The organism is Labilithrix luteola, assembly GCF_001263205.1.
Taxonomy (GTDB): Bacteria; Myxococcota_A; Polyangia; order Polyangiales; family Polyangiaceae; genus Labilithrix; species Labilithrix luteola.
In genome coordinates, this window is sequence record NZ_CP012333.1 from 11,906,152 (window position 1) to 11,925,105 (window position 18,954).

Annotated in this window: 16 protein-coding genes; 13 read left to right on the top strand and 3 right to left on the bottom strand. The window is 68.4% G+C overall.

All coding sequences use genetic code 11. The annotated features are described in order from the left end of the window. Positions 1-7: 7 nt before the first annotated feature. The 10 genes from AKJ09_RS51430 to AKJ09_RS51475 all read left to right on the top strand — a co-directional run bounded on the left by AKJ09_RS51430 (position 8) and on the right by AKJ09_RS51475 (position 11,117). Positions 8-553, top strand: a complete 546-nt coding sequence (locus tag AKJ09_RS51430; protein ID WP_146655208.1) for a histidine phosphatase family protein — start codon at positions 8-10, stop codon at positions 551-553. 169 nt (positions 554-722) lie between these two features. Beyond that, positions 723-3,158, top strand: coding sequence for a HEAT repeat domain-containing protein (locus AKJ09_RS51435; RefSeq protein WP_146655209.1), 2,436 nt, complete (start codon positions 723-725; stop codon positions 3,156-3,158). 71 nt (positions 3,159-3,229) lie between these two features. Then, entirely contained in the window at positions 3,230-4,177 is a 948-nt protein-coding gene (locus tag AKJ09_RS51440; protein WP_146655210.1) for an alpha/beta fold hydrolase, read from the top strand. A gap of 79 nt (positions 4,178-4,256) precedes the next feature. Continuing rightward, positions 4,257-4,904: a hypothetical protein gene (locus AKJ09_RS54030; RefSeq protein ID WP_169928677.1), complete on the top strand. Its 648-nt coding sequence runs from the start codon at positions 4,257-4,259 to the stop codon at positions 4,902-4,904. Further along, the gene (locus AKJ09_RS54035; RefSeq protein ID WP_169928678.1) at positions 4,901-5,314 is read left to right on the top strand and encodes a TerB family tellurite resistance protein; all 414 of its coding nucleotides are present in this window, start codon (positions 4,901-4,903) and stop codon (positions 5,312-5,314) included. Before AKJ09_RS54030 ends, AKJ09_RS54035 begins: the two co-directional genes overlap by 4 nt. Beyond that, positions 5,311-6,306 carry an AAA family ATPase gene (locus AKJ09_RS51455; RefSeq protein WP_146655213.1) on the top strand — a complete coding sequence of 332 codons (996 nt, stop codon included), beginning with the start codon at positions 5,311-5,313 and terminating at the stop codon, positions 6,304-6,306. The genes AKJ09_RS54035 and AKJ09_RS51455 overlap by 4 nt, the downstream gene beginning before the upstream one ends. 3 nt (positions 6,307-6,309) lie before the next feature. Next, positions 6,310-8,034, top strand: a complete 1,725-nt coding sequence (locus AKJ09_RS51460; RefSeq protein ID WP_146655214.1) for a DUF58 domain-containing protein — start codon at positions 6,310-6,312, stop codon at positions 8,032-8,034. Next, positions 8,031-9,317 (top strand): hypothetical protein, encoded by a 1,287-nt coding sequence (locus AKJ09_RS51465; protein ID WP_146655215.1) that lies wholly within the window; start codon positions 8,031-8,033, stop codon positions 9,315-9,317. Before AKJ09_RS51460 ends, AKJ09_RS51465 begins: the two co-directional genes overlap by 4 nt. A gap of 68 nt (positions 9,318-9,385) precedes the next feature. Further along, positions 9,386-10,372 (top strand): tRNA dihydrouridine synthase DusB, encoded by a 987-nt coding sequence (dusB, locus tag AKJ09_RS51470; RefSeq protein ID WP_240488908.1) that lies wholly within the window; start codon positions 9,386-9,388, stop codon positions 10,370-10,372. A gap of 49 nt (positions 10,373-10,421) precedes the next feature. Continuing rightward, positions 10,422-11,117, top strand: coding sequence for a phospholipase D-like domain-containing protein (locus AKJ09_RS51475; RefSeq protein ID WP_146655216.1), 696 nt, complete (start codon positions 10,422-10,424; stop codon positions 11,115-11,117). Here the strand turns inward: AKJ09_RS51475 and AKJ09_RS51480 are convergent. Genes AKJ09_RS51480 through AKJ09_RS51490 form a run of 3 tightly spaced genes read right to left on the bottom strand, consistent with a single transcriptional unit; the run spans position 11,062 to position 15,309 of the window. Continuing rightward, positions 11,062-11,718, bottom strand: a complete 657-nt coding sequence (locus AKJ09_RS51480; protein WP_146655217.1) for a hypothetical protein — start codon at positions 11,716-11,718, stop codon at positions 11,062-11,064. The genes AKJ09_RS51475 and AKJ09_RS51480 overlap by 56 nt on opposite strands. Before the next feature lie 24 nt (positions 11,719-11,742). Further along, positions 11,743-12,462, bottom strand: coding sequence for a DUF72 domain-containing protein (locus AKJ09_RS51485; RefSeq protein ID WP_169928679.1), 720 nt, complete (start codon positions 12,460-12,462; stop codon positions 11,743-11,745). 18 nt (positions 12,463-12,480) lie between these two features. Further along, complete coding sequence (locus AKJ09_RS51490; protein ID WP_169928680.1) at positions 12,481-15,309, bottom strand: NHL repeat-containing protein; 2,829 nt, start codon at positions 15,307-15,309, stop codon at positions 12,481-12,483. A gap of 135 nt (positions 15,310-15,444) precedes the next feature. Between AKJ09_RS51490 and AKJ09_RS51495 the strand changes: the two genes are divergently transcribed. The 3 genes from AKJ09_RS51495 (at position 15,445) to AKJ09_RS51505 (ending at position 18,945) form a co-directional block, all read left to right on the top strand. Continuing rightward, positions 15,445-16,623, top strand: coding sequence for a pyridoxal phosphate-dependent aminotransferase (locus AKJ09_RS51495; protein WP_169928681.1), 1,179 nt, complete (start codon positions 15,445-15,447; stop codon positions 16,621-16,623). A gap of 203 nt (positions 16,624-16,826) precedes the next feature. After that, entirely contained in the window at positions 16,827-17,540 is a 714-nt protein-coding gene (locus AKJ09_RS51500) for a hypothetical protein (protein WP_146655221.1), read from the top strand. 58 nt (positions 17,541-17,598) lie between these two features. After that, positions 17,599-18,945 carry a serine/threonine-protein kinase gene (locus AKJ09_RS51505; protein ID WP_146655222.1) on the top strand — a complete coding sequence of 449 codons (1,347 nt, stop codon included), beginning with the start codon at positions 17,599-17,601 and terminating at the stop codon, positions 18,943-18,945. Positions 18,946-18,954: the final 9 nt, after the last annotated feature.

Sequence of the window (18,954 nt, forward strand, 5' to 3'; positions counted from 1 at the left end):
TGGCGCTGTGGGAACACGCACGCTGATTCTGCTCCGGCACGGTCAATACGAAGCGGACGCCGGCGGCATCCTCACGGCGCTCGGTCGCGAACAGGCGCGGGTCTCGGGTGAGTACCTCGCGAACCTACGATTCGATGCCGTCTGGTCCAGCACCCTCCCGAGGGCACGCGAGACGGCAGGCATCGTGGCGAAGGAGATCGCCATCGACGCGGAGCGCGTGAGGCACGTCGGGGTCCTTCGCGAGGGCATGTACACGAAGATCGAGGGCTACGAAATTCCCGCCAACGAGCGGCGCGAAGATCGCGCCCGTGCCGACGCCGCGTACGAGAAGTTCTTTCGCAAGAGCCGGACCGATCGGACCGAACTCCTCGTTTGCCACGGAAACCTCATCCGCTATTTGCTTTGCCGCGCGCTCCGCACGTCCGTGGACAAGTGGATCAAGATGACGAGCACGCATTGCGGGATCTCCCGCGTGCTCATCCGACCAAGCGGCGCCGTGCGGGTCGTGTCGTACAACGAGCATTCGCACTTGCCTCCGAAGCTGGTGACTTGACCGAACGTCACTTCGCGTCGATTCTCCATGGCCGATCGTGGGTTCGAGCTGGATGCTCCCGGCGGCCGGTGCCCCGTCGCAGTTTCTCGTGCGCGGGTTCGGACGGCTCCTCGCGCGCCTGGGCGAAAGCCCTCGGCGCGGACGGAGACGTGCGTCCTTCGACGTAGCCTTGCCGGCGGATCTCGCCGCGTTCATGGCGGCGGTGGGCGCCACCGACGGCATCGGCAACTATCTCCCGCCCGCCGTGCGCGGCACGAAGCGCACGGCCACACGTCGCACGCCCCGTCCGAATGCATGGGTCAAGCTCGTCACTGCCGCACGTCGTGGTGCGTCAGGACGCGCCCACCTCCTTGCTTGGATGGCCGGCGCAATCCCTTTCGGCACGACGAAGTCGGGTGAGCTTTGGCTCTACGTCATCGGCGATGCCGCAAGCCCGGCCCGAGGGATCGTCGGCTCCGTTCATCCCGAAGAGCCTGCCGCGCCGAAGCTCGCGGTTCGCGATCTGTCGTCGTTCGCACTCTTGCGCGCGCTCGAACACGGCGTTGCGCAAGGTGATCACGAAGGTCGTGCGGCCGAGGCGCGTAAGCGCGTGCCCGCTCCTGGCGTCGCCGAACAGGAGGCCGTTCGCGCCGCCTTCGAACGCGCACGCGCCGTGCTCGATCTCGTTTGCGGTGACGACGCCTCCGTGAGGAGCGCCGCGAGGAAGCTCGCTCTCCGCCCCCTCGACGTTCCGCACGCGCATGGCGTATCGCGTCTTCCCGAACCTCCGCCCACGCGTCCCTCCAAGAACGTGCGGCGCGCGAAGAGCGTAAAGCGCAAGAGTAGTGCGCACGAAGACCGTACGGCCCCGCTCGCCCTGGGGAGCATCGTCGAAGCATTCTTCCGTTACGAGGAGCGCGATTTCGAGGCCACGCTCGTGGCTCACGCAAGCTCGAGCGATCCATTGGTTCGCGATGCCGTCGCCACGCTCGAAGACGCGATTGGCCGAGGGCGCACCGCACTCGCGCGCGAGCTGAAACGACGGCGCGAGATGGCCCGGCGGGCGGCTCGCGCGGAGCAGAAGCGACCGAAGGCCGACGCGACGTCGCGCATGGATCTCACGCGGCGCATCCTCGACCACCTCGATGCTTCGCAGCCACGGCTCGATCCCGTGGCGGTGAACGACGAGCGTGAAGAGAACCTGCTCGCCCTCGCGGAGATGGGCGACCCGGAGATCGTTCCCGTGCTCGTCGCTCGCGCGGTGACCGGCGACAAGAACGCCGTCGACATGCTCGGCGCGCTCGGCGATCGACGTGCGGTCCCGCAGCTCGTCACGCTCCTCGCTCGCGAGCCACAGGCGTCGCGGCAGTTCGACGTGGCGGTCGTGCGCGCGCTCGCTGCACTCGGTGACAAGCAAGCCGCCGCGCCCCTCCGCGATCTCTTGTCGAAGAGCCCGATGCCGAGCTGGCGAGAAGGCCTCGCGCTCGGCGCCCTCGTGCGCGAAGTGGTCGTCGCGCTCGGCACCCTTCGAGACGAGCAGGCGCGCCAGCCGCTCCTCGAAGTCCTCGACGAACGCGGGCAGGAGTACCGCGCCATCGTTCCCAGCGCCACGTGGGCGCTCGGTCGCCTCCGCGATCTCCCGGCGCTCGGAGCGCTCGAGCGGTTGCTCTGTTCACCGAAAGATCTGGTCACGCCAGAGACCCTCTGGGCCGCCGGCGAGATCGGCTCTGCTCACCCGACGGCGCAGGCGCGCGCGCTCGCGCTCCTCGACAACATGCCGGGGCTCGAGCCTGGCGCCGAGATGGTGCGCCTCGCCGCGCTCACGAAGATCCTGCACGGGCTCCCGAACGAGGCGCCTCGACCCGACGACCTGAGGCGCACGCTCGAACGCGCGCTCTGGGAGCCGGCCTTCCGCCGCGAGGAAACCTCTCGACGGCGAACGTGGGCCCTGCAATCGCTCGAAGAGCTCGCAGTACTTCCCGCGAAGCGCGGAGACGCAGCGGCACGCGAGCGGAGGCACGCGCTCTTCCTCGGTCACGAGGCTATTCGCTACTTCGTCACGCGCGATGATCACCGTGTGCGCAAGGCCGCAGAGTCGGCCTTCACCGCGCTCGGCGTTCAAGTCCCGCAGACGCGCCGTTATTACTCGTTCGTGCTCGAAGACCTCGAACGACGCGGCGGCCTCGATGCGCTCCACGACGCCCTACGCGATCCGCTCGGAGTTTTCCGCCACAACGTCGCGACGCGCCTCTCGGCCATCGGCCACGCGTCGTCGGTGCGTCCGCTCGCCGAAGCCACGGCACGCCTCTTCGCCGAGCCGCCCACGTCGACGTACGAATACGACGACGCTCCCTCGCATCTCGTCGCCTTCGTGCGCGCCCTCGCGCGGCTCAACCAGCCCGAGGGCAACGACGTCCTCATCGAAGGGCTTCGCACCGGAAACCACCACGTGCGCGCGGTCGTCGCCGAGAACGCGCCCGAGGATCCGCGTTTCGTCCCCGAGCTGATGGCCATGCTCGGCGATCCACGGAGTTTCCTGCGTTCACGCGCCGAGCGGTCGCTCGCCACGCTGGGCGTGGACCGTCACTCGAGTGACCGGCCCCCCGTGCGCATCGTCGAAGTCTGAGGTCGAGCTCGCTTCCGGATCGCATCCCGCGGGCACGCATTCCACGGTACGTTGGGCTCGGAGGCGAACGCATGACGACCACGAGCACGGCGGGTGCGCGCGAACTTGCCAATCCCGAACGCCGTGGCGACGGCTTTCTCCATCGCACGATCAACGTCGGCGAGGTGCGGCTCCACGTGGCCGAAGCGCGTCCTGAAGGCATCGCGAGCGATCGGCCCGTGCCCGACGAGGTTCCGCTCGTCGTCTTCCTCCATGGCTTCCCGGAGTTCTGGTGGTCGTGGCGCAAGCAGCTCCGGGCCTTCGCCGAGGCGGGCTACTGGGCCATCGCTCCCGACCTCCGCGGCTTCAACGAATCGGAGAAGCCCAAGGGCGTGAGCGCGTACGAAGTGGAGCGGCTCGCCGGCGACGTGGCCGGCATGCTCCGCGCGCTCGGTCGGAAGAAAGCCATCGTCGTCGGCCACGATTGGGGTGCAGTCGTCGCGTGGTTCGTGGCGCAGCTCCATCCCGAGATGGTCGAGCGACTCGCCATCCTCAACGTCCCCCATCCGCTGCAGATGACGCGCGGCCTCCGCCGACCGGCGCAGCTCCTGAAGAGCTGGTACATGTTCTTCTTCCAGCTGCCCCGCATTCCCGAGCGGCTCACCGCGCGCAACGACTTCGCCTTCGTTCGCAAGACCTTCGCCGCGGATGGGATTCCGGCGGAGGACATCGAGCACTACGTCGACGCGGCGCGCGTGCCCGGCGCGCTCACGGGCGCGATGAACTACTACCGCGCAGCGATTCGGCGCGTCGTGATGGGCCGCGTTCCCAAGACGATTCGCATCGACGTTCCCGTGCTCGTCATCTGGGGCGACGAAGATCGGTATCTCGGCAAGGAAATGGCCGAGCCGCCCGAGCGTTGGGTCACGAACGCGAGAGTGGTCCATATCCCGGGTGCTTCGCATTGGGTCCAATCGGTCGCCAGCGCCAGGGTCAACGAGCTCCTCCTCGGCTTCGCCGCCGAACGCCGTCGGCACTGAAGCAAGACGCCACGGACCGCTAAAAAGCAGCGTGAAGCCAAGCAGCGCGCCCGCGGGTTCGGTACCATCCTTCGAGAGCATGTCCCTGGGTCCTGCCGTCGAGCTCTCGAGCGATTGCGCTGCATGCGGCCTCGAGTCGGGTGTCATCGAGCTCTACGACGCGCTCTCGCCCGCCACGCGCTTCGGACTGCCCGTCGTCACCCGCTGCAAACTCTGCAGCATCACGCACGAGGCCCAGTTCGATCGCGAGCCCGCGCGCCCCATGCGCGAGATCCCAGCGAACTTGTGCCCGGCGTGCCTGAGCGAGCTCGGGCCTCGGGCGCTCGACGCACACGTGTGTCCATCGTGCGGCGCATCCGCCAAGCTCTTGGAGACGGCGGCGAGCACGGATCTCTCCAGCGAAGCGGCTCTCGCCCAGGCCCTCGATGCATGGGCCGAACGAGCCATGTTTCCGTCGCGCGACGCTCTGCTCGTGGCCACGTTCTGCGATCCCGACTTCGGCGCGCTGCTCGCGCGAATTCGACTGCGCGCGCGCCTCGAAGTCCTGGCCGACCCGTTCGGGCCCGCCCCCATGCGCCCCGCGGCCACGACGACGATCGCCAGCACGGTCGAAGAAGTGCCCGTCGCGGTCGTGCCATCGATCCCCCCGCCCCCCTTGATCCCCCCGCCCCCCTCGATCCCCCCGCCCCCTCGGCGCCGCCGCGTGCCATCGTCTATCCGCTCGTGAGCGTCATCGCCGCCGACGGCGAAATTCATCCGGCCGAGCGGGCGCTCATCGATCGATTCCTCGTCAACGAAGGTCTCGCGCCGCTCGCCGATCACGAGTTCGCCGTCCACCACCCGTCGGCCGTCGCCCACCTCGTGCCCGTCGCCAGGCGTCGCGATGTCGTCCAGCTCATGTGCGAGACGGCGGCGGTCGACGGCATGCCCGACGAAAGCGAACGGCGCGTCATCCGCGCCTATGCCGCGGCGTGGGACGTGCCCGACGAGATCGTGGAATTCTGGCTCTGGGGCTACGAGAACATGAACACGTCGCTCGTCAGACAGCTCTGGATGAAACTTCGACGCTTCGTCCTTTCGGCTCGCTGGGGTGACCCCACCGAACCGACCTTCGCCACCAAGGAATCCGGCGTATGAACGATTCGCTCGCAGGCATGGGCAACGCGCCCACGGCACCCATCGCGACCGGCGGCCCCGTCCCTATCGACACGAGAATCCCCGAGCAGTTCCATCGTGTCGCCGCGAACATCCGGCGCGTCATCCTCGGCAAAGACGAAGTCGTGGCGCGCCTCCTCTGGGCCGTCGCCGCGCAGGGTCACGTGCTCTTCCGCGACGTGCCCGGTGTCGGCAAGACCATGCTGGCCAAGGCCTTCGCGGCCAGCGTCGATTGCACGTTCAAGCGCATCCAGTTCACCCCCGACCTGCTCCCGATGGACGTCTCGGGCTCGAACGTCTTCGACATGCGCAACAAGACGTTCCAGTTCCAACCCGGCCCCGTCTTCACGAACGTGCTCCTCGCCGACGAGATCAACCGCGCGCCGCCGAAGACACAGTCCGCGCTGCTCGAGGTCATGGAAGAGCGGCAGGTCACCGTGGAGGGCACGACGCACGCGCTCGCCGCGCCGTTCATCGCCATCGCGACGATGAACCCGCTCGAAGACGAAGGCACGTATGCCCTGCCCGCCGCGCAGCTCGATCGCTTCATGATGATGCTCTCGGTTGGATATCCCGCCGAAGAGGCCGAAGCGAAGATGCTCGAGGTCCACCTCGGCCAGACGCCTGCCCTCGCCTCGCTCGAGCCGGTCATCACGAAGAACGACGTCCTCGGATGGCAGGCCGCCGTGCCCCGCATCTACGTGTCGCCGGAGATGCGCCGCTACCTCGTCTCGGTCTTGCGCGCGATTCGCTCGGACGACCGTAATCTTCGCTCGGTGTCGCCGCGCTCGACGATCCAGCTCGCGCGCGCTTGCCAGGCGCGAGCACTGTTCTCGGGCCGCCCGTTCGTATCGGTCGAGGACGTCAAGACGCTCGCTCCGGACGTGCTCGGCCATCGCGTGATGACGAGCGACTCGGGCGTCGGACGCGAGCTCGTCGCCCAATGCGTGGAGCGCGTTCCCGCGCCGGCCTGAACCATGCGCACGTTGTACCGGCTTCTCCGCGCAGGCATGCATACGGCACTCTTGTTCGTGCTGCCGTGGCTGACGGGCGCGCTCGTCGGTCTCGCCTTCGACGTGCAGGAGGTCGAGGAGACCAAGAACCGGTTCGCGACGCTCTTCTCCGTCGTCGTCGTGCCGCTGTTCGTGCTCCAGATGGCGGCCATCGCGGTCAAGATCGGCCGCGAGGTGCGTGCCCAACATGCAGCTGGGCGCCGGGGCTTCGGGATCTGGGTCGACGCCATCGACCGCCACGTACGAATTCTCACCGAGCGCGGACTCGGCATGGCGGCCGTGTCGCTCGGCATGGTCGTCCTGGCGCTCGCGGCCAAGTGGGGCCAGTTCGGCGTGCTCGCCATCGCCGGCCTCGGGATCATGTATCTCGCGTCGACCGGGGCCACGCTGATCTCGGCGTTCGCCGTGCGGGCCTTCGACGACCGCGTTCGCCGCGGGCGCGGCGCGATCGAACGCGAGATGTCTCCGCCCGTCGTCGATGCCGGTGATGCCGTCGAAGAGCGCTTCTTGCTCACACGCGTGCCCGTTCCTCCCGGCTTCCGACTCCACATCGAAGAAGATCTGCCGGCACGCCTCGGCGGCGACACGCGCTTCGCGCTCGACCGCAGCGTTTCCCGCGCCGAGGCCACCGTGGCGGCACCGCTGCCCCGCACGCCGCGCGGCGTCTATCGCCTCGGGCCCGCGTCGATCTGGTACGAGGACATCCTCGGGCTGACACGCGTGTTCGTCGCCTCGCGCGCGTGCGCCTCGCTCCGCGCACTTCCGCGGGTGCGCCCGGTGCTCTTCGAGCGGCGCCCTCGCTCGCATGCCAAGGCCGAGGGCCCGCTCAGCATCCTCGCGCGCATCGCCACGGAAGATCACTTCCGGACGAAGCCCTACGTTGCCGGCGACGACCTGCGTCGCGTCCACTGGAAGCAGTCGATCAACACCGGGCAGCTCGTCGTGCGCCTGCCCGAGTCTGTTCCGCATGCGCCGTCTCGCATCCGGCTCGTGCTCGACACCTTCCTCCCGCCCGGCTTCCGCATCGCAGCGAACACCGACGGTGCGCGACTCCGGCAGGGCGAGCGGGCCGTCGCCCGCGCACCCGATGCGATGGAAGACGTGCTCGATCTGCTCGTCGACGCGTGGATCGGCCTCGCGCACGTGCTCTTGCGACGCGGCGAAGCGGTCACGCTCGTATGCGCCGTTCGAGACGGCGAGGGCACCGTTCTTCGCGACATCGCATGCCGCCGCGGTGAGGAGCGGAAGTGGCGTGCGGTCGGGTCCGATGCGTCCTGGCAGAACGACATCACGCTCGACGCTGTCCTCGCGAAGATGGCCGCATCTCCGCAAGGCGGAGGAAAGCCGCCGAGCACCATCGTCGTCTCCGCCGGACTCTGGCTCGGGGAAACCGCGCGCGCACCGGGCACGAGCTTCATCGTCGCCGACAGCGCTTCGGTCATTCCCGATCACACCGCGCCCCAAACGCCGCTGGCCAAGCGCCTCCTCTTCTTCGACTACCCCGTGGGCGCCGAGGACAACCGACTCGATCTGAAGCGCCTGCTCGCGCCCAGGCCGCCGCCGCCTTCGGTCGTGCGAGCGAATCTGGCGAACGCGACGGCCCAGGCCATCGAGCAGATGCGCGTGCACTGCGCTCCGACGTTGATCGTCCGGAGAAAAGGCCTCGCCCTCGTCTTGGAGACGCCATGAACGCCGCCTCTCCTCGCGAAGGTCGTCGTGCCTCGCGCTGGGCCCCGCCGTTCCTCCAGGCTCTGCGCCTCGCGCTTCGCCCCGCGATCGCCTATCTGCTCTTCACGCTCTTCGGCTCCGTCGCGCTCTTCGGAGCCGTCGCGAGCTACGAGGGCGGCGGCGATCTCCTCGAGCTTGTCCTCGGTTTGATAGCCGGTGTCGTCGGCGTCGTGGCCGGCCAGCTGCTCGCCATCTCGCGCCTTCGCGTCCTTCCCGTCCTCGTGGCCCTCGGAGTCTTGGGAACGGCGCTGATCACGCTGGTCACCTTCTCTTCGGCGCCGTTCCCGAAAGAGGTCGCGATCCCCCTCGTGTTCTTCGCCTTCGCCTTCCCGTGCGGAATGCTCTCGCTGCAGCATCGCTGGGAGCTCCTCGCGTCGTTCTGGCCGAGCATCGGCTGGATCGGCGCGGTGTTCGTGATCCTCAACAACGAGGGCCGCGTCCGCGACTGGGAGCGCGACAAGGTGCAGGCGTGGCTGCCCGTTCCGCTGTTTCTCCTCTTCGGGTTCCTCGTCTTCTGGCTGCTCTACCTCTCCGCCAAGCAGGCCGTGCGCGTGGAATTGTGGCAAGCGCTGAGCGGCGCCGTCACGCGGCGCATCGCGAAGAAGACGACGATCGCGGCGCTCCCTCGCAAGAACGTGTTCTCGCTGCTCGTCGTGGCCGTCGCTCTCTTCGCGATCACGGCGGTTCTCGCGCCGTACTTGTGGCGAACCGGCAAAGGCGATCACGACGGCAAGGCCCCCCACGACGAGCCCGCCGAGCCCACGCCGCAAGACGGACCGAAGCTCGACGGCGACTCGATCATCCAGCAAATGCAGAAGCTCGCGCGGGCGGCGAAAGACACGGCCGCGAATCTCTGGCCGCTTCTCCTCCTGCTCCTCGTTTATCGTCCCGCGAAGCGCGCGCTGCTGAACACGCACCTCCTGAGGCCGCTCGTTCCAACACCTCCAACCGAACGCATCGACAACGGATGGGAGTACGTGCGCATCGCGGCGGAAGACGCGGGCGTGGTACCGAACTCGTCCGATTCGGTCGAGGAGCTGCTCGTCCGCATCGAGGCCAAGAACCTGATGACGCCGGCGGTGCTCTCGGCCGCCGAGATTTACACCCGGACACGCTACGGGTTCACCGTCGCCCGCGGCGACGCAGAGGCCATGCGGGGTCACGCGGCCACGGCGGGTCGCGAGCTGCGAGCCCACCTGACGCCCTGGCAGCGCGTTCGGAACCTCTGGCGACCGCTGGTTTGAGCGGCGGATCGAGGTCTGCCGTAGGACGCCTTTCGCCAGACCTCCAAATGCGCTAAGCCCTGCGCGTCGTGCACGAAAACCACGCGAAATTGAAGCAGGTCTACGGCAACAAGCCCGTCATTCTCGCCCCCATGGAGGACGTGACGGACATGGTGTTCCGTCGGCTCTGCCGTTCGCTCGGGGGCGACGTGAGCATGACGGAGTTCGTCAACGTGGAGGGCCTTCTCCGCGGCTGTCGCAACGCCAAGCGCAAGATTCGCCTGGCCGACGACGACGGGCTCACCGCCATCCAGATTTACGGCGCCAATCCGGAGCGCCTCGCGGAGGCCGCTCGATTCGCCGAAGAGGCCGAGCCCTTCTTCATCGACGTCAACTGCGGTTGCTGGGTGCCGAAAATCGCGGGCCGAGGCGCCGGCGCCGGCTGGCTCCGTGATCCGGAGGCCATGGTCGCCATGGCGAAGATGGTCGTCTCGAGCGTCAGCCTCCCGGTCACGGTGAAGACGCGCATCGGCCTCGGCCCCGAATCGCACATGCCGATCGTCGATCTCGCCCGCCGCCTCGAAGACGCAGGCGTCTCGGCGTTGACCATCCACTGCCGAACGGCATCGATGGGCCACTCCGGTTCGGCCGACTGGTCGTGGGCTGCACGCGCACGCGAAGTCGTCAGCATCCCGGTCATCGTGAACGGCGACGTCAAGACCGCGCAGGACGCGAAACGTGCGCTCGACGAGACGGGCTGCGCGGGCGTCATGGTCGGCCGTCGCGCGATCGAGCACCCGTGGATCTTCCGCGAGGCCTACTCGCTTCTCCGCGAGGGCACGCTCCGCGCGCTCCCCACCGACGAGGAGCGCATCGAGCTTTGCCGCGAGCACCTCAAGGCCAACGTGGCCGAGCGCGGTGAGCCGTACGGCGTGCGCTGCACGCGGCGTCACTTGAGCGGCTACCTCGCAGGTCTGCGCGGGGCTTCCCAGCTCCGCCAGCAGCTCAACACCTGCGATTCGCTCGAAGGCTGCCTCGCCATTCTCGACGCGTACGGCTCCGTCGCCGCCGCCTGAGCAGCCGCCAATTTGCCTGGATTCAGGCGCGAGCTGGTACACTCGCGCCATGCGCAAATCTGCCGTCGTGCCGGCGAGTTCGAGCGCGAACGCGAGCTCGCCGATCGAACGGACGATACGCGCCAAACTGCTCGTCGACGCCGATCACTACGAGACGCTCATCGCCCGCGCCGTCAAAGACGCGAAAGTGAGCGTGTGGATCGCGACCGCGAACCTCAAGACGATGCTCGTCGAAGCGCCCATCGGGACGCGCGCGCGCGCGCGGGGCAGCTACGTTTCGTTCTTCGAGACGCTCACCACGCTCGCCCAGCGAGGTGTGGAAGTTCGCGTGCTCCACGCATCGGCGCCTTCGGGTCCGCTCGCGCGTGAGCTCGTCCGCCTTCGTTCCTCGCGCTCGAAGAGTCCGACGAAGACCGTCGAGATGAGGCAATGTCCCCGCGTCCATCTCAAGATGATCGCGGTCGACGGCAAGCTCCTCTACCTCGGCAGCGCGAACCTCACGGGCGCCGGCCTCGGAGCGAAGGGCGAAGGACGACGCAACTTCGAGATGGGGATCGTGACCGACAGCGAAGCGCTGCTCGATGCCACGCAGGCGCGCTTCGATCGGATCTGGCGCGGCGGCGATTGCGCGAGCTGCAAGCTCCGCAAGGCATGCCCCGCGCCTCTCGATGCGCCGCCGAAGAAGAAGACTACTTCGCGTGCAGCGACGAAACGAACTTCTCGAAGTCCGGCTTCGCCGCGGTGACGGTCTTCTCCGGGCCGACCATCTTGAAGAACTCCTGACTGTCGCCGCTGTCGACGATCGCGCCGAGGAGCATCTGGTTGGGCTTCGGCGCGGCCGCGGCGCCCATCATCGGTCCGCCTCCGGCGTAGGTGCCCTTGATCTCGACGATGGTCACCTTGAGACCGTTCACGGTGCGCGGCTCGGTCTTCGCCTTCGCGTCGCCGAACTGCTTGGCCCAGCGCTGCACGTTCGGCTCGACACCGCCCGCGGCCGAGGAAACCGCCAGCTCCGCGTCTTCGCTGTCGCCCGCCGCCTTCGGAATCTTGAAGGTGGCCTTGCGCATCGGGCTCGGGTTCGGCGCACTCGTCCATGTCTTCGGCGCATCGTAAGCGATCTCGGGTCCGGGCTTCGCCCCCTCGCCCATCGCGGGCCCACCCGCTCCCATGTGGCCCGGCGGCATCGCGCCCATCGGATGCGCGGCGCTCGACGAGGGCGTCGCCCCGGTCGTCTCCGTCCCCTTGTCGGAGGGAGCCGGCTCGGGTGCAGACTTCGAACAACCGACGAGGAGACCGAGCGACAGGCTCGACACCACGGAGATCCGCATCACGAGCGCGCTTTTCATGGCTCGCTTTTCTATCACGCCGGGTCAGCGGCGCGAAGCACGGGCCGCGAACAGCTTCTTGAACTGCGCGCCGAGCTTCGGCCCGGTCGCGGCGTCTTCGTGCTTGAAGAACACGAAGACCTCCTCCCATGGCTGCTCGAGGATGCGCGTCACCCACGCATCGAGCTCGCCTCGCTTGTACTCGACGCCACGGAGCCGCACGTACCCCCAGCGCGCGGTCGGAACGATCGGCACCTTCTTGTTTGGATCGTCGACGATGCAGAGCGATGCGCCTCTTTCGCGCAGCAGCGCATACGTATCCTCGGCGAGCCACGACGCACGCCCCACGTCGAGCGCGATGCGAACGTCGTTCGGCACCAGCTCGAAGAGCGCACGAAGTCGGTCGAGATCTTTCTCGAGCGTGTGAGGGAGCTGCACGAGCACGGGGCCGAGGCTCTTCCCCATGGCCTTCGCCGTCTCGAAGAACGCCTGCGTCGCCGACGCGCGCTTCTCCGCGTCCTTCATGCTGACGAGATACGTCACGGCCTTGAGCACGAACGAGAAGTCGGAGCCGACCTGCTTCGTCCAGTTCTGGAGCATGCTGGCCTTGGGCATGCGATAGAACGTGTTGTTGATCTCGACCGTATCGAAGCGCTTCGCGTAGTAGTCGAGCATCTTCGCGTCGGGGAGCTCCTCCGGGTAGAAGCTGGGCCGCCATTCCTTGTAAGCAAACCCGCTCGTGCCGACCCTCATGCGCATGGGCATGCGGCGCATCCTACTCGTTCAGCGCCAGAATCGCGCGACGAGGATGTTCTGGTCGAAGTGGCTGCGTGTGGTGCCGAACACGAGCATTCGCTCGCCGCTCGTCATGACCACGGCCCGTCCGTGACTTTCGAGGGCCCCGAACGAGTCGCTCGTCCCGCCGCCGGAGCGTCCGAAGGTGGGGTCCGGCGTTCCGTCCTTCTTCCAGCGCATCACGGCGAGGCTCGGCGCCGGCGTCATGACCGTACCGACGCCGATGAGGTCGAGCGCAGGGCTCAGAGCGAGACCGGCGAGCTCGGGCGCCCCGCCGAGAGCAATGCGCCCGAGGCCGTTCGTTCCGAACGTCGTGTCGAGCTTCCCGCCCGACGTGTAGCGCGCCAGGGTGAACGTCGAGGTGCCGGAACCATTCTCGGTTCCTCCAACGAGAATGCCTCCGAGAGGATGAACGAGAACCGCGCTCGCGACCGCATCCGAGCCGAGTGTCTGGACGAGCCGCCCGTCGCCGTCGAACGACGGGTCGGGCAGGCCGCTCGGCAGGAGACGTCCGACGAGCCAGGCGCGCGTGTTCGAGAGCTCGCGATGGCCGGCGAACAGGATCGCGTCCTTGGCGTCTACCGTGACCGCCGACAGCGATTGGCGACCCAGGCCGAAATCGACGAGGACGGTCCCCGCGGTCCCCGAGCTGCCGAACGACGCATCGGGCGTGCCGTCGGCTCCGAAGCGCGAGAGCGCGGCGACTCCATTCGGCGTGGAGCCGGCGATCACGATCCGGCCGTTGTGCTGGAGGCCCATGGCGCGCACGGTGTTCGTACCGGCGGTCGCAATGCCATTCACGCCGAACGAAGTGTCGAACGCGCCTTCCGGCTGGAAGCGTGCGAGGGCGTTGGCTTCGCCGAAGGAGCCGACGACGACCTTCTTGTCCGGCTGGGTGAGGATCGCGCGAGCGAGCGAACGCGGACCATCCGGGCCGTCGCCCGCTGCAGTGAGGGGCGTGTCGTCGTACGCGAAGCGCGCGGACGAATTTCCGGGGTTGGCGATTTGGAAGATCAGCGTCTTCCACGTGTCACCACCGAAGCTGGCGCCGGTCGCGAGGATCGAACCGTCACTCTGCATCACGGCGGCGAAGATCAGGTCGTCGCCTCCCGCGAGGTTCTTCCGCTTCTGACCTCCGTTGCCGAACGCAGCCACCGGAGCGCCGTTCGAGTCGAGCTCGACGACGGCGAAGTCGCGGTTTTCGGCGAACAGCGTGGTGCCGACGGCGGCGACGGTTCCGTCGGCGCTCGCGAGGACGGCCGACAGCCGGTCGTCGGTTCCCTTGAACGACGCCCGTGCAATGCCTTCCGTCGCAAAGGCCCCGTCGAGAGAGCCGTCTCCAGACAGCCGCTGAACGAACCAGCGCGTGCTCACCCCGGACTGCGCGGGCAGTTCTTCGCCGGCCACGAGCAGTCGGCCCATCGCGTCAAGCGCGATTGAACGCGCGAGCATCGAAGGATTCAGGGCGAGCGAGGTCGGTACGAAGGTCGGGTCGACCAGGCCGTTCACGAGGCGCACCACGGTGGCAGGCTCGGCCTCCGCGATGGGCTCGCAAAGGACCCAGGCCGATGCCCCGCGCGCGACCACCCGATGGCCTGCACTCGGCTTTCCTCCCGGACGCAGGGTCGTCGTCCCGAGGGTGCCGAAGGACGCGTCGAGCGCGCCGCTCGGCAAATAGCCGACGAGCGCAACGTCGGTCGCCTCCGCGCGCGAAAATCCGGCCACCACGATTCCGGCCAAGCCGCCGTCCTCGGCGAGGCGGAGGGCAACGTCTTCCGCGCCTCCTGCGCTCCCGTCGGCGAAGGCCGTGACCACGCGCCCTCCGTTGCCGAACGACGGGTCGAGCGCACCGTTCGTCGAGAGGCGCGCGAGTGCGATGTGGCTCGGCTGCGAACCGTCGGACCGCTCGACGCGACCGACCACGACGATGCGGCCGTCGGGCTGCACGGCGAGAGCTCCGGACGATGCGACCTGACCGTCGAACGTCACCGCGGCGACGCCCGACGTACCGAACGCCCCATCGAGCTGCCCCTCACGCGTGAAGCGAACGACGTGCATGCCTTCGAGCAAAAGGAGGATGCTGCCGTCGTCGAGCAAGTGCACGTCGGCAACGCGCGCACGGTTCCAGCGTTCATCGTCGGGCGCCGAAGCGAGCCCGACGTCGCCGAACGACCAATCGAGGTCGCCGTTGTCGTTGAACCGCGCCACGACGACACGATGACGTAGTCCCGACGACGAGAGCCCAGCGACGAGAAGCCGGCCGTCCGGCTGCTTTGCAACCGAAAGCGCGATATCGGAGCTGCGGCCCGCGCCTAGCTCCTGCACGCCGCCGCCCGCCGAGGTGTCGAGCCTCCCCGGCGCCCCTCGTACGGTCAGATCGAGCACGAGCCGGACGACCTTGCCGTCGCTGCCGCGCGCTTCAATCGTCGGCTGCGACAGCTCCTGGGCCGCGGCGTCCATCGCCGAGAGCACGAGCGTGCCGGTGTCGACGTCCGCGGCGACATGGGCGCTCGTCGCGGAAATGCCGGCCGCGAGGCCGGTCATGGAGAGCTCGACCTCGGTGGCGTCGAAGTCGCTCCGCACGACGTCGACGACGATCGGCTCGGACGCTCCCGCCGTGAGCGACACCTCCGTCTGCACCACCGCGATCGACCATCCGGCGGATTCTGGCCTTGCGCCCGCATCGGACGGATCAGGTTCGAGCGTCACGGAAGGCTCGGAGGCGTCCTCCGAGGGAGCCTTCGCCAACGAGAGGCCGTCGTCGCATCCGGCGACGCTCGCGACGACGAACAAGCTCGCGACGAAGCCGGCCCTCACCCCTTGGTGATACTCGATCGCACCGCTCGCGAGCGCGGCCGCCGACTCCTGGGACGCGCTCGCGACGTCTCGCTGCGACTTCGCTTCGCGGCAATCCGTGCACGAGGACGCCCGAGCGTTGTAGAAGACGGCGCCATGGCGTTCTCCAGACGTACCTCCCAGCACGACGAGCCGAACGCGCTCGCGCAAGCCGTCGCGCGCGTTCGCGCCGAGGCCTCGAAGGGAGGGCCGCCCTTGCTCGATCTGACGGTGAGCAATCCGACGACGGCGGGGATTCCGTACGACGAGAAGGCCATCCTCGATGCGCTTCGGAACCCACTCGCGCTCGCCTACTCGCCCGAGCCGCTCGGATTGCCTTCGGGGCGCGCGGCCGTGGCGGGAGACTGGACAGCGTCGGGCGTGCCCATCGAGGCACGGCACGTGGCGCTCACCGCAAGCACGAGCGAGGCCTACGCCGCGCTCTTCACGATGCTCGCCGATCCGGGCGACGAAATCCTCGTTCCCCAACCGAGCTATCCGCTGCTCGGCTATCTCGCGGCCTTCGACGCTGTCGAGCTGCGCCCCTACCCGCTCGTCTATGCCGGTGGATGGCACGTCGACCTCGACGCTCTGCGTTCGGCCGTCGGACCGCGCACGCGCGCGATCGTCGTCGTCGCCCCGAACAATCCGACGGGATCGTATCTCTCGGCCGCCGAGCTCGAGGCCATGCTCGATCTCGGATTGCCGATCATCAGCGACGAAGTCTTCGCGCGCTACCCGCTGGGAGCAGGCGTTCCCGACGGGCGCGTGGCAACTATCCTCGAAGCAAAACGCGGCCTCGTCTTCGCGCTGTCCGGGCTCTCGAAGCTCGCCGCGCTGCCTCAGCTGAAGCTCGGATGGATCGGTGTAGGCGGCGACGAAGCGAAGGTGAACGAAGCGATGGCCCGCCTCGAGCTCGTGCTCGATGCCTATCTCTCCGTGGGCGCCCCCGTGCAGCACGCGCTCCCTCGCTTGCTCGCGCTACGCTCGGCACGGCATGCGATCTCCGCACGCACGCGGCACAATCTCGGTGTACTCCGCGCCGCGATACACACTGCGCCGTCGGCGAGCGTCCTCGACGTCGAGGCCGGGTGGTACGCGATCGTCCGCGTTCCGGAGACGCAATCCGACGAGGAGTGGGCCATCGATCTCGTCGAGTCCGACCGCGTTCACGTGCACCCGGGCTACTTCTTCGACATGCATCGCGGCGCTCATCTCGTCGTGAGCTTGCTCACGCCCGAGGCCGTCTTCGCCGAAGGAATAGAGCGGCTGTTCGCGCGCATCGCACGTCTCTGACCGGCGCGTCGCTTGCTTGGGCGGGGCGTATGGCACGACGACAGGTCGACGAAGAAACCGTATCCAAGCCCGCACGGTCGCGCGCGTCCACAACACGAACCCCGCGACGATCGAGCTTCGCTCGCAGAGTCCCTCGCGCGGCGAAGCGAAAGGCTGGTGCTACCGTCGTTTCCGCCACACCGCTCAAGGTCCATGTGTCGGGAGTGCGCCTCGGTACGGTCGAGAAGACGGCGCTTCGCGCGAAGCTCGGGCGCAGACTGAAGCGCTTCGCTCCGCACATCGAACGCGTCGCCGTCCGGCTCGAGGACGTCAACGGCCCGCGCGGAGGCAAGGACACGATCTGCCGCATCGAGCTCGCGATGAGCGGCATGAAGAACGTGTTCGCCGAAGCGCGCGCGCACGAGGTGATGAGCGCCTTCGAAGGGGCCTCTCGCTCGGTGAAGAACGCCGTCGAGACTGCCATCGGGAAGCGAGGCCGCAGCGTTCGTCGCCGCGCGCGTGCCGAGACCGTCCGCGCCAAGGAGCGCGCGATGATGCCTCGCCCCGTACGGCGCAAGCCCCCCGCACGGCGCCCGGCCGGCGGCAGCCTCATCGGCCGTCGCGTGGGACGCTCGCGCGAGAATCTCGAACGCGCGGCCGCACGCCCCGAGAAGACGCGCCGCGACGTATGGGTCGACACCTCGCTTCCCGGCGTGAGCGCAACCGACCGCAAGGCAGGTGGCGGCTCGACGGCCGCGCGCAACACACGCCTGAACGCACGCCGGGCGACGGCGACCCTCGAGGATTCCGCCCGGAAACCCTCGCGAAAGTCGACGCGCAAGAGCGCGAACCGCGCGAAGTCCGGAAGCAAGCTGGCGCGCAAGCAAAAGCGGAAGATCCACTCGCCTTCGGCGCGGGCACGGCGCGCTTCGCCCTGAAAACCAGGGTAAGATCGCGAGTGAACGGCCCGCCGCCCCCACGTGGTAGACTGGTGGGGTGAGGGGACCGGACCTCGAAGAAATCGCGCAAGCCCGCGTTGGGCAGACGCTCGAGGGAAAGTGGACGCTCGAAGCGCTGCTCGGCGTGGGCGGGATGGCCGCCGTGTTTCGTGCGAAACACAAGAACGGCAACCGCGTCGCGATCAAGATTCTCCACGAACGGTTCCATCGCGAAAAGTCGATCCGTCAGCGCTTCCTCCGCGAGGCGCGGATCGCCAACCAGGTCGACCACCCGGCCGTCGTCCGCTTCTACGACGATGGTACGACGGACGACGGGGCCCCCTTCCTCGTCACTGAGCTCCTCTCGGGGCAGAATCTCGAGGACGCTCGTGAGGCCGCGGGCGGCATGCTGCCGTTCGACGAGGTCGTTCGCATCGGCGACCTCGTGCTCTCGGTGCTGGAGATCGCCCACGCCTCGGGCGTCGTGCACCGCGATCTGAAACCGGCGAACCTGTTCCGCGCGAACGACGGCGAGCTCTTCGTGCTCGACTTCGGCCTCGCGCGCGCATTCGAGGACGAGGAGAATGCCGGCTCGGCGCTGACCAGCGCGGATTCCCTCCTCGGAACGGTCGGCTTCATGGCGCCCGAACAGGCGCAAGGTCGATGGGATCTCGTCGGCCCGGGCACCGATCTCTTCGCGGTCGGCGCCACGCTGCTCAAGCTCGCGACAGGGCTCGACATCCACGAAGGTCGAACCGCGCAGGAGCGCATCGTCCTCGCGGCCACGAGGCCCGTCGCGCCGACGAAATCACGCGCTCCAGCGGTGCCCCCCGAGCTGTGCAACGTGCTCGATCGCGCGATGGCCTTCGCACCGAAGGATCGCTTCGCGCACGCGCGCGAGTTCCGGGCGTCGCTGACCGGTACGGCCCCGACGGATCCGTCCATCCCGACCGGACAGCCCGCGCGGGTGTCGCTCCCTGTCAGCAACGCGCCCAATCACGTGGCCGTGGTCTCCGTCGCGCAGACGCGCCCGCATCCGCCGTACTGGGCGATCTCGCTCGGCGCGCTCGTCCTCGGCAGCGCCGTAGCGTGGGCGGCCCTCACGCGTTTCGCGCCCGGCAGTGGGGCCACGCCGGCTCGCGTCGAAGCCTCACAAGCCCCTCTCCCGCCGAGCGTTGCACCGACCGCGCCGATCGCCAGCGTGGCGGTCTCTGCCCCAGTCCCTCTTCCGGTGGTCGAGCCCGTGGCATCGGCGACCACCTCCGCCACGCCTCCGGTCGTGCCGAAGACGGCGTCGAAGGACGTCGCAAAGGACCCCGCCGGCAAGGCCGCGAGCACGGCTCCGAAGCCGAGCGCGACGAACAAGCCCAGCGCCGCCGCCGATCCGCTCGACCGACGGCACTGAGCGAGATCG

Excerpts from the sequence above, each read along its gene's own strand:
- AKJ09_RS51440 (WP_146655210.1), top strand. The coding sequence starts at position 3,230 with ATGACGACCACGAGCACGGCGGGTGCGCGCGAACTTGCCAATCCCGAA.
- AKJ09_RS54030 (WP_169928677.1), top strand. The coding sequence starts at position 4,257 with ATGTCCCTGGGTCCTGCCGTCGAGCTCTCGAGCGATTGCGCTGCATGC.
- AKJ09_RS51455 (WP_146655213.1), top strand. The coding sequence starts at position 5,311 with ATGAACGATTCGCTCGCAGGCATGGGCAACGCGCCCACGGCACCCATC.
- AKJ09_RS51460 (WP_146655214.1), top strand. The coding sequence starts at position 6,310 with ATGCGCACGTTGTACCGGCTTCTCCGCGCAGGCATGCATACGGCACTC.
- AKJ09_RS51465 (WP_146655215.1), top strand. The coding sequence starts at position 8,031 with ATGAACGCCGCCTCTCCTCGCGAAGGTCGTCGTGCCTCGCGCTGGGCC.
- AKJ09_RS51475 (WP_146655216.1), top strand. The coding sequence starts at position 10,422 with ATGCGCAAATCTGCCGTCGTGCCGGCGAGTTCGAGCGCGAACGCGAGC.
- AKJ09_RS51480 (WP_146655217.1), bottom strand. The coding sequence starts at position 11,718 with ATGAAAAGCGCGCTCGTGATGCGGATCTCCGTGGTGTCGAGCCTGTCG.
- AKJ09_RS51485 (WP_169928679.1), bottom strand. The coding sequence starts at position 12,462 with ATGCCCATGCGCATGAGGGTCGGCACGAGCGGGTTTGCTTACAAGGAA.
- AKJ09_RS51495 (WP_169928681.1), top strand. The coding sequence starts at position 15,445 with ATGGCGTTCTCCAGACGTACCTCCCAGCACGACGAGCCGAACGCGCTC.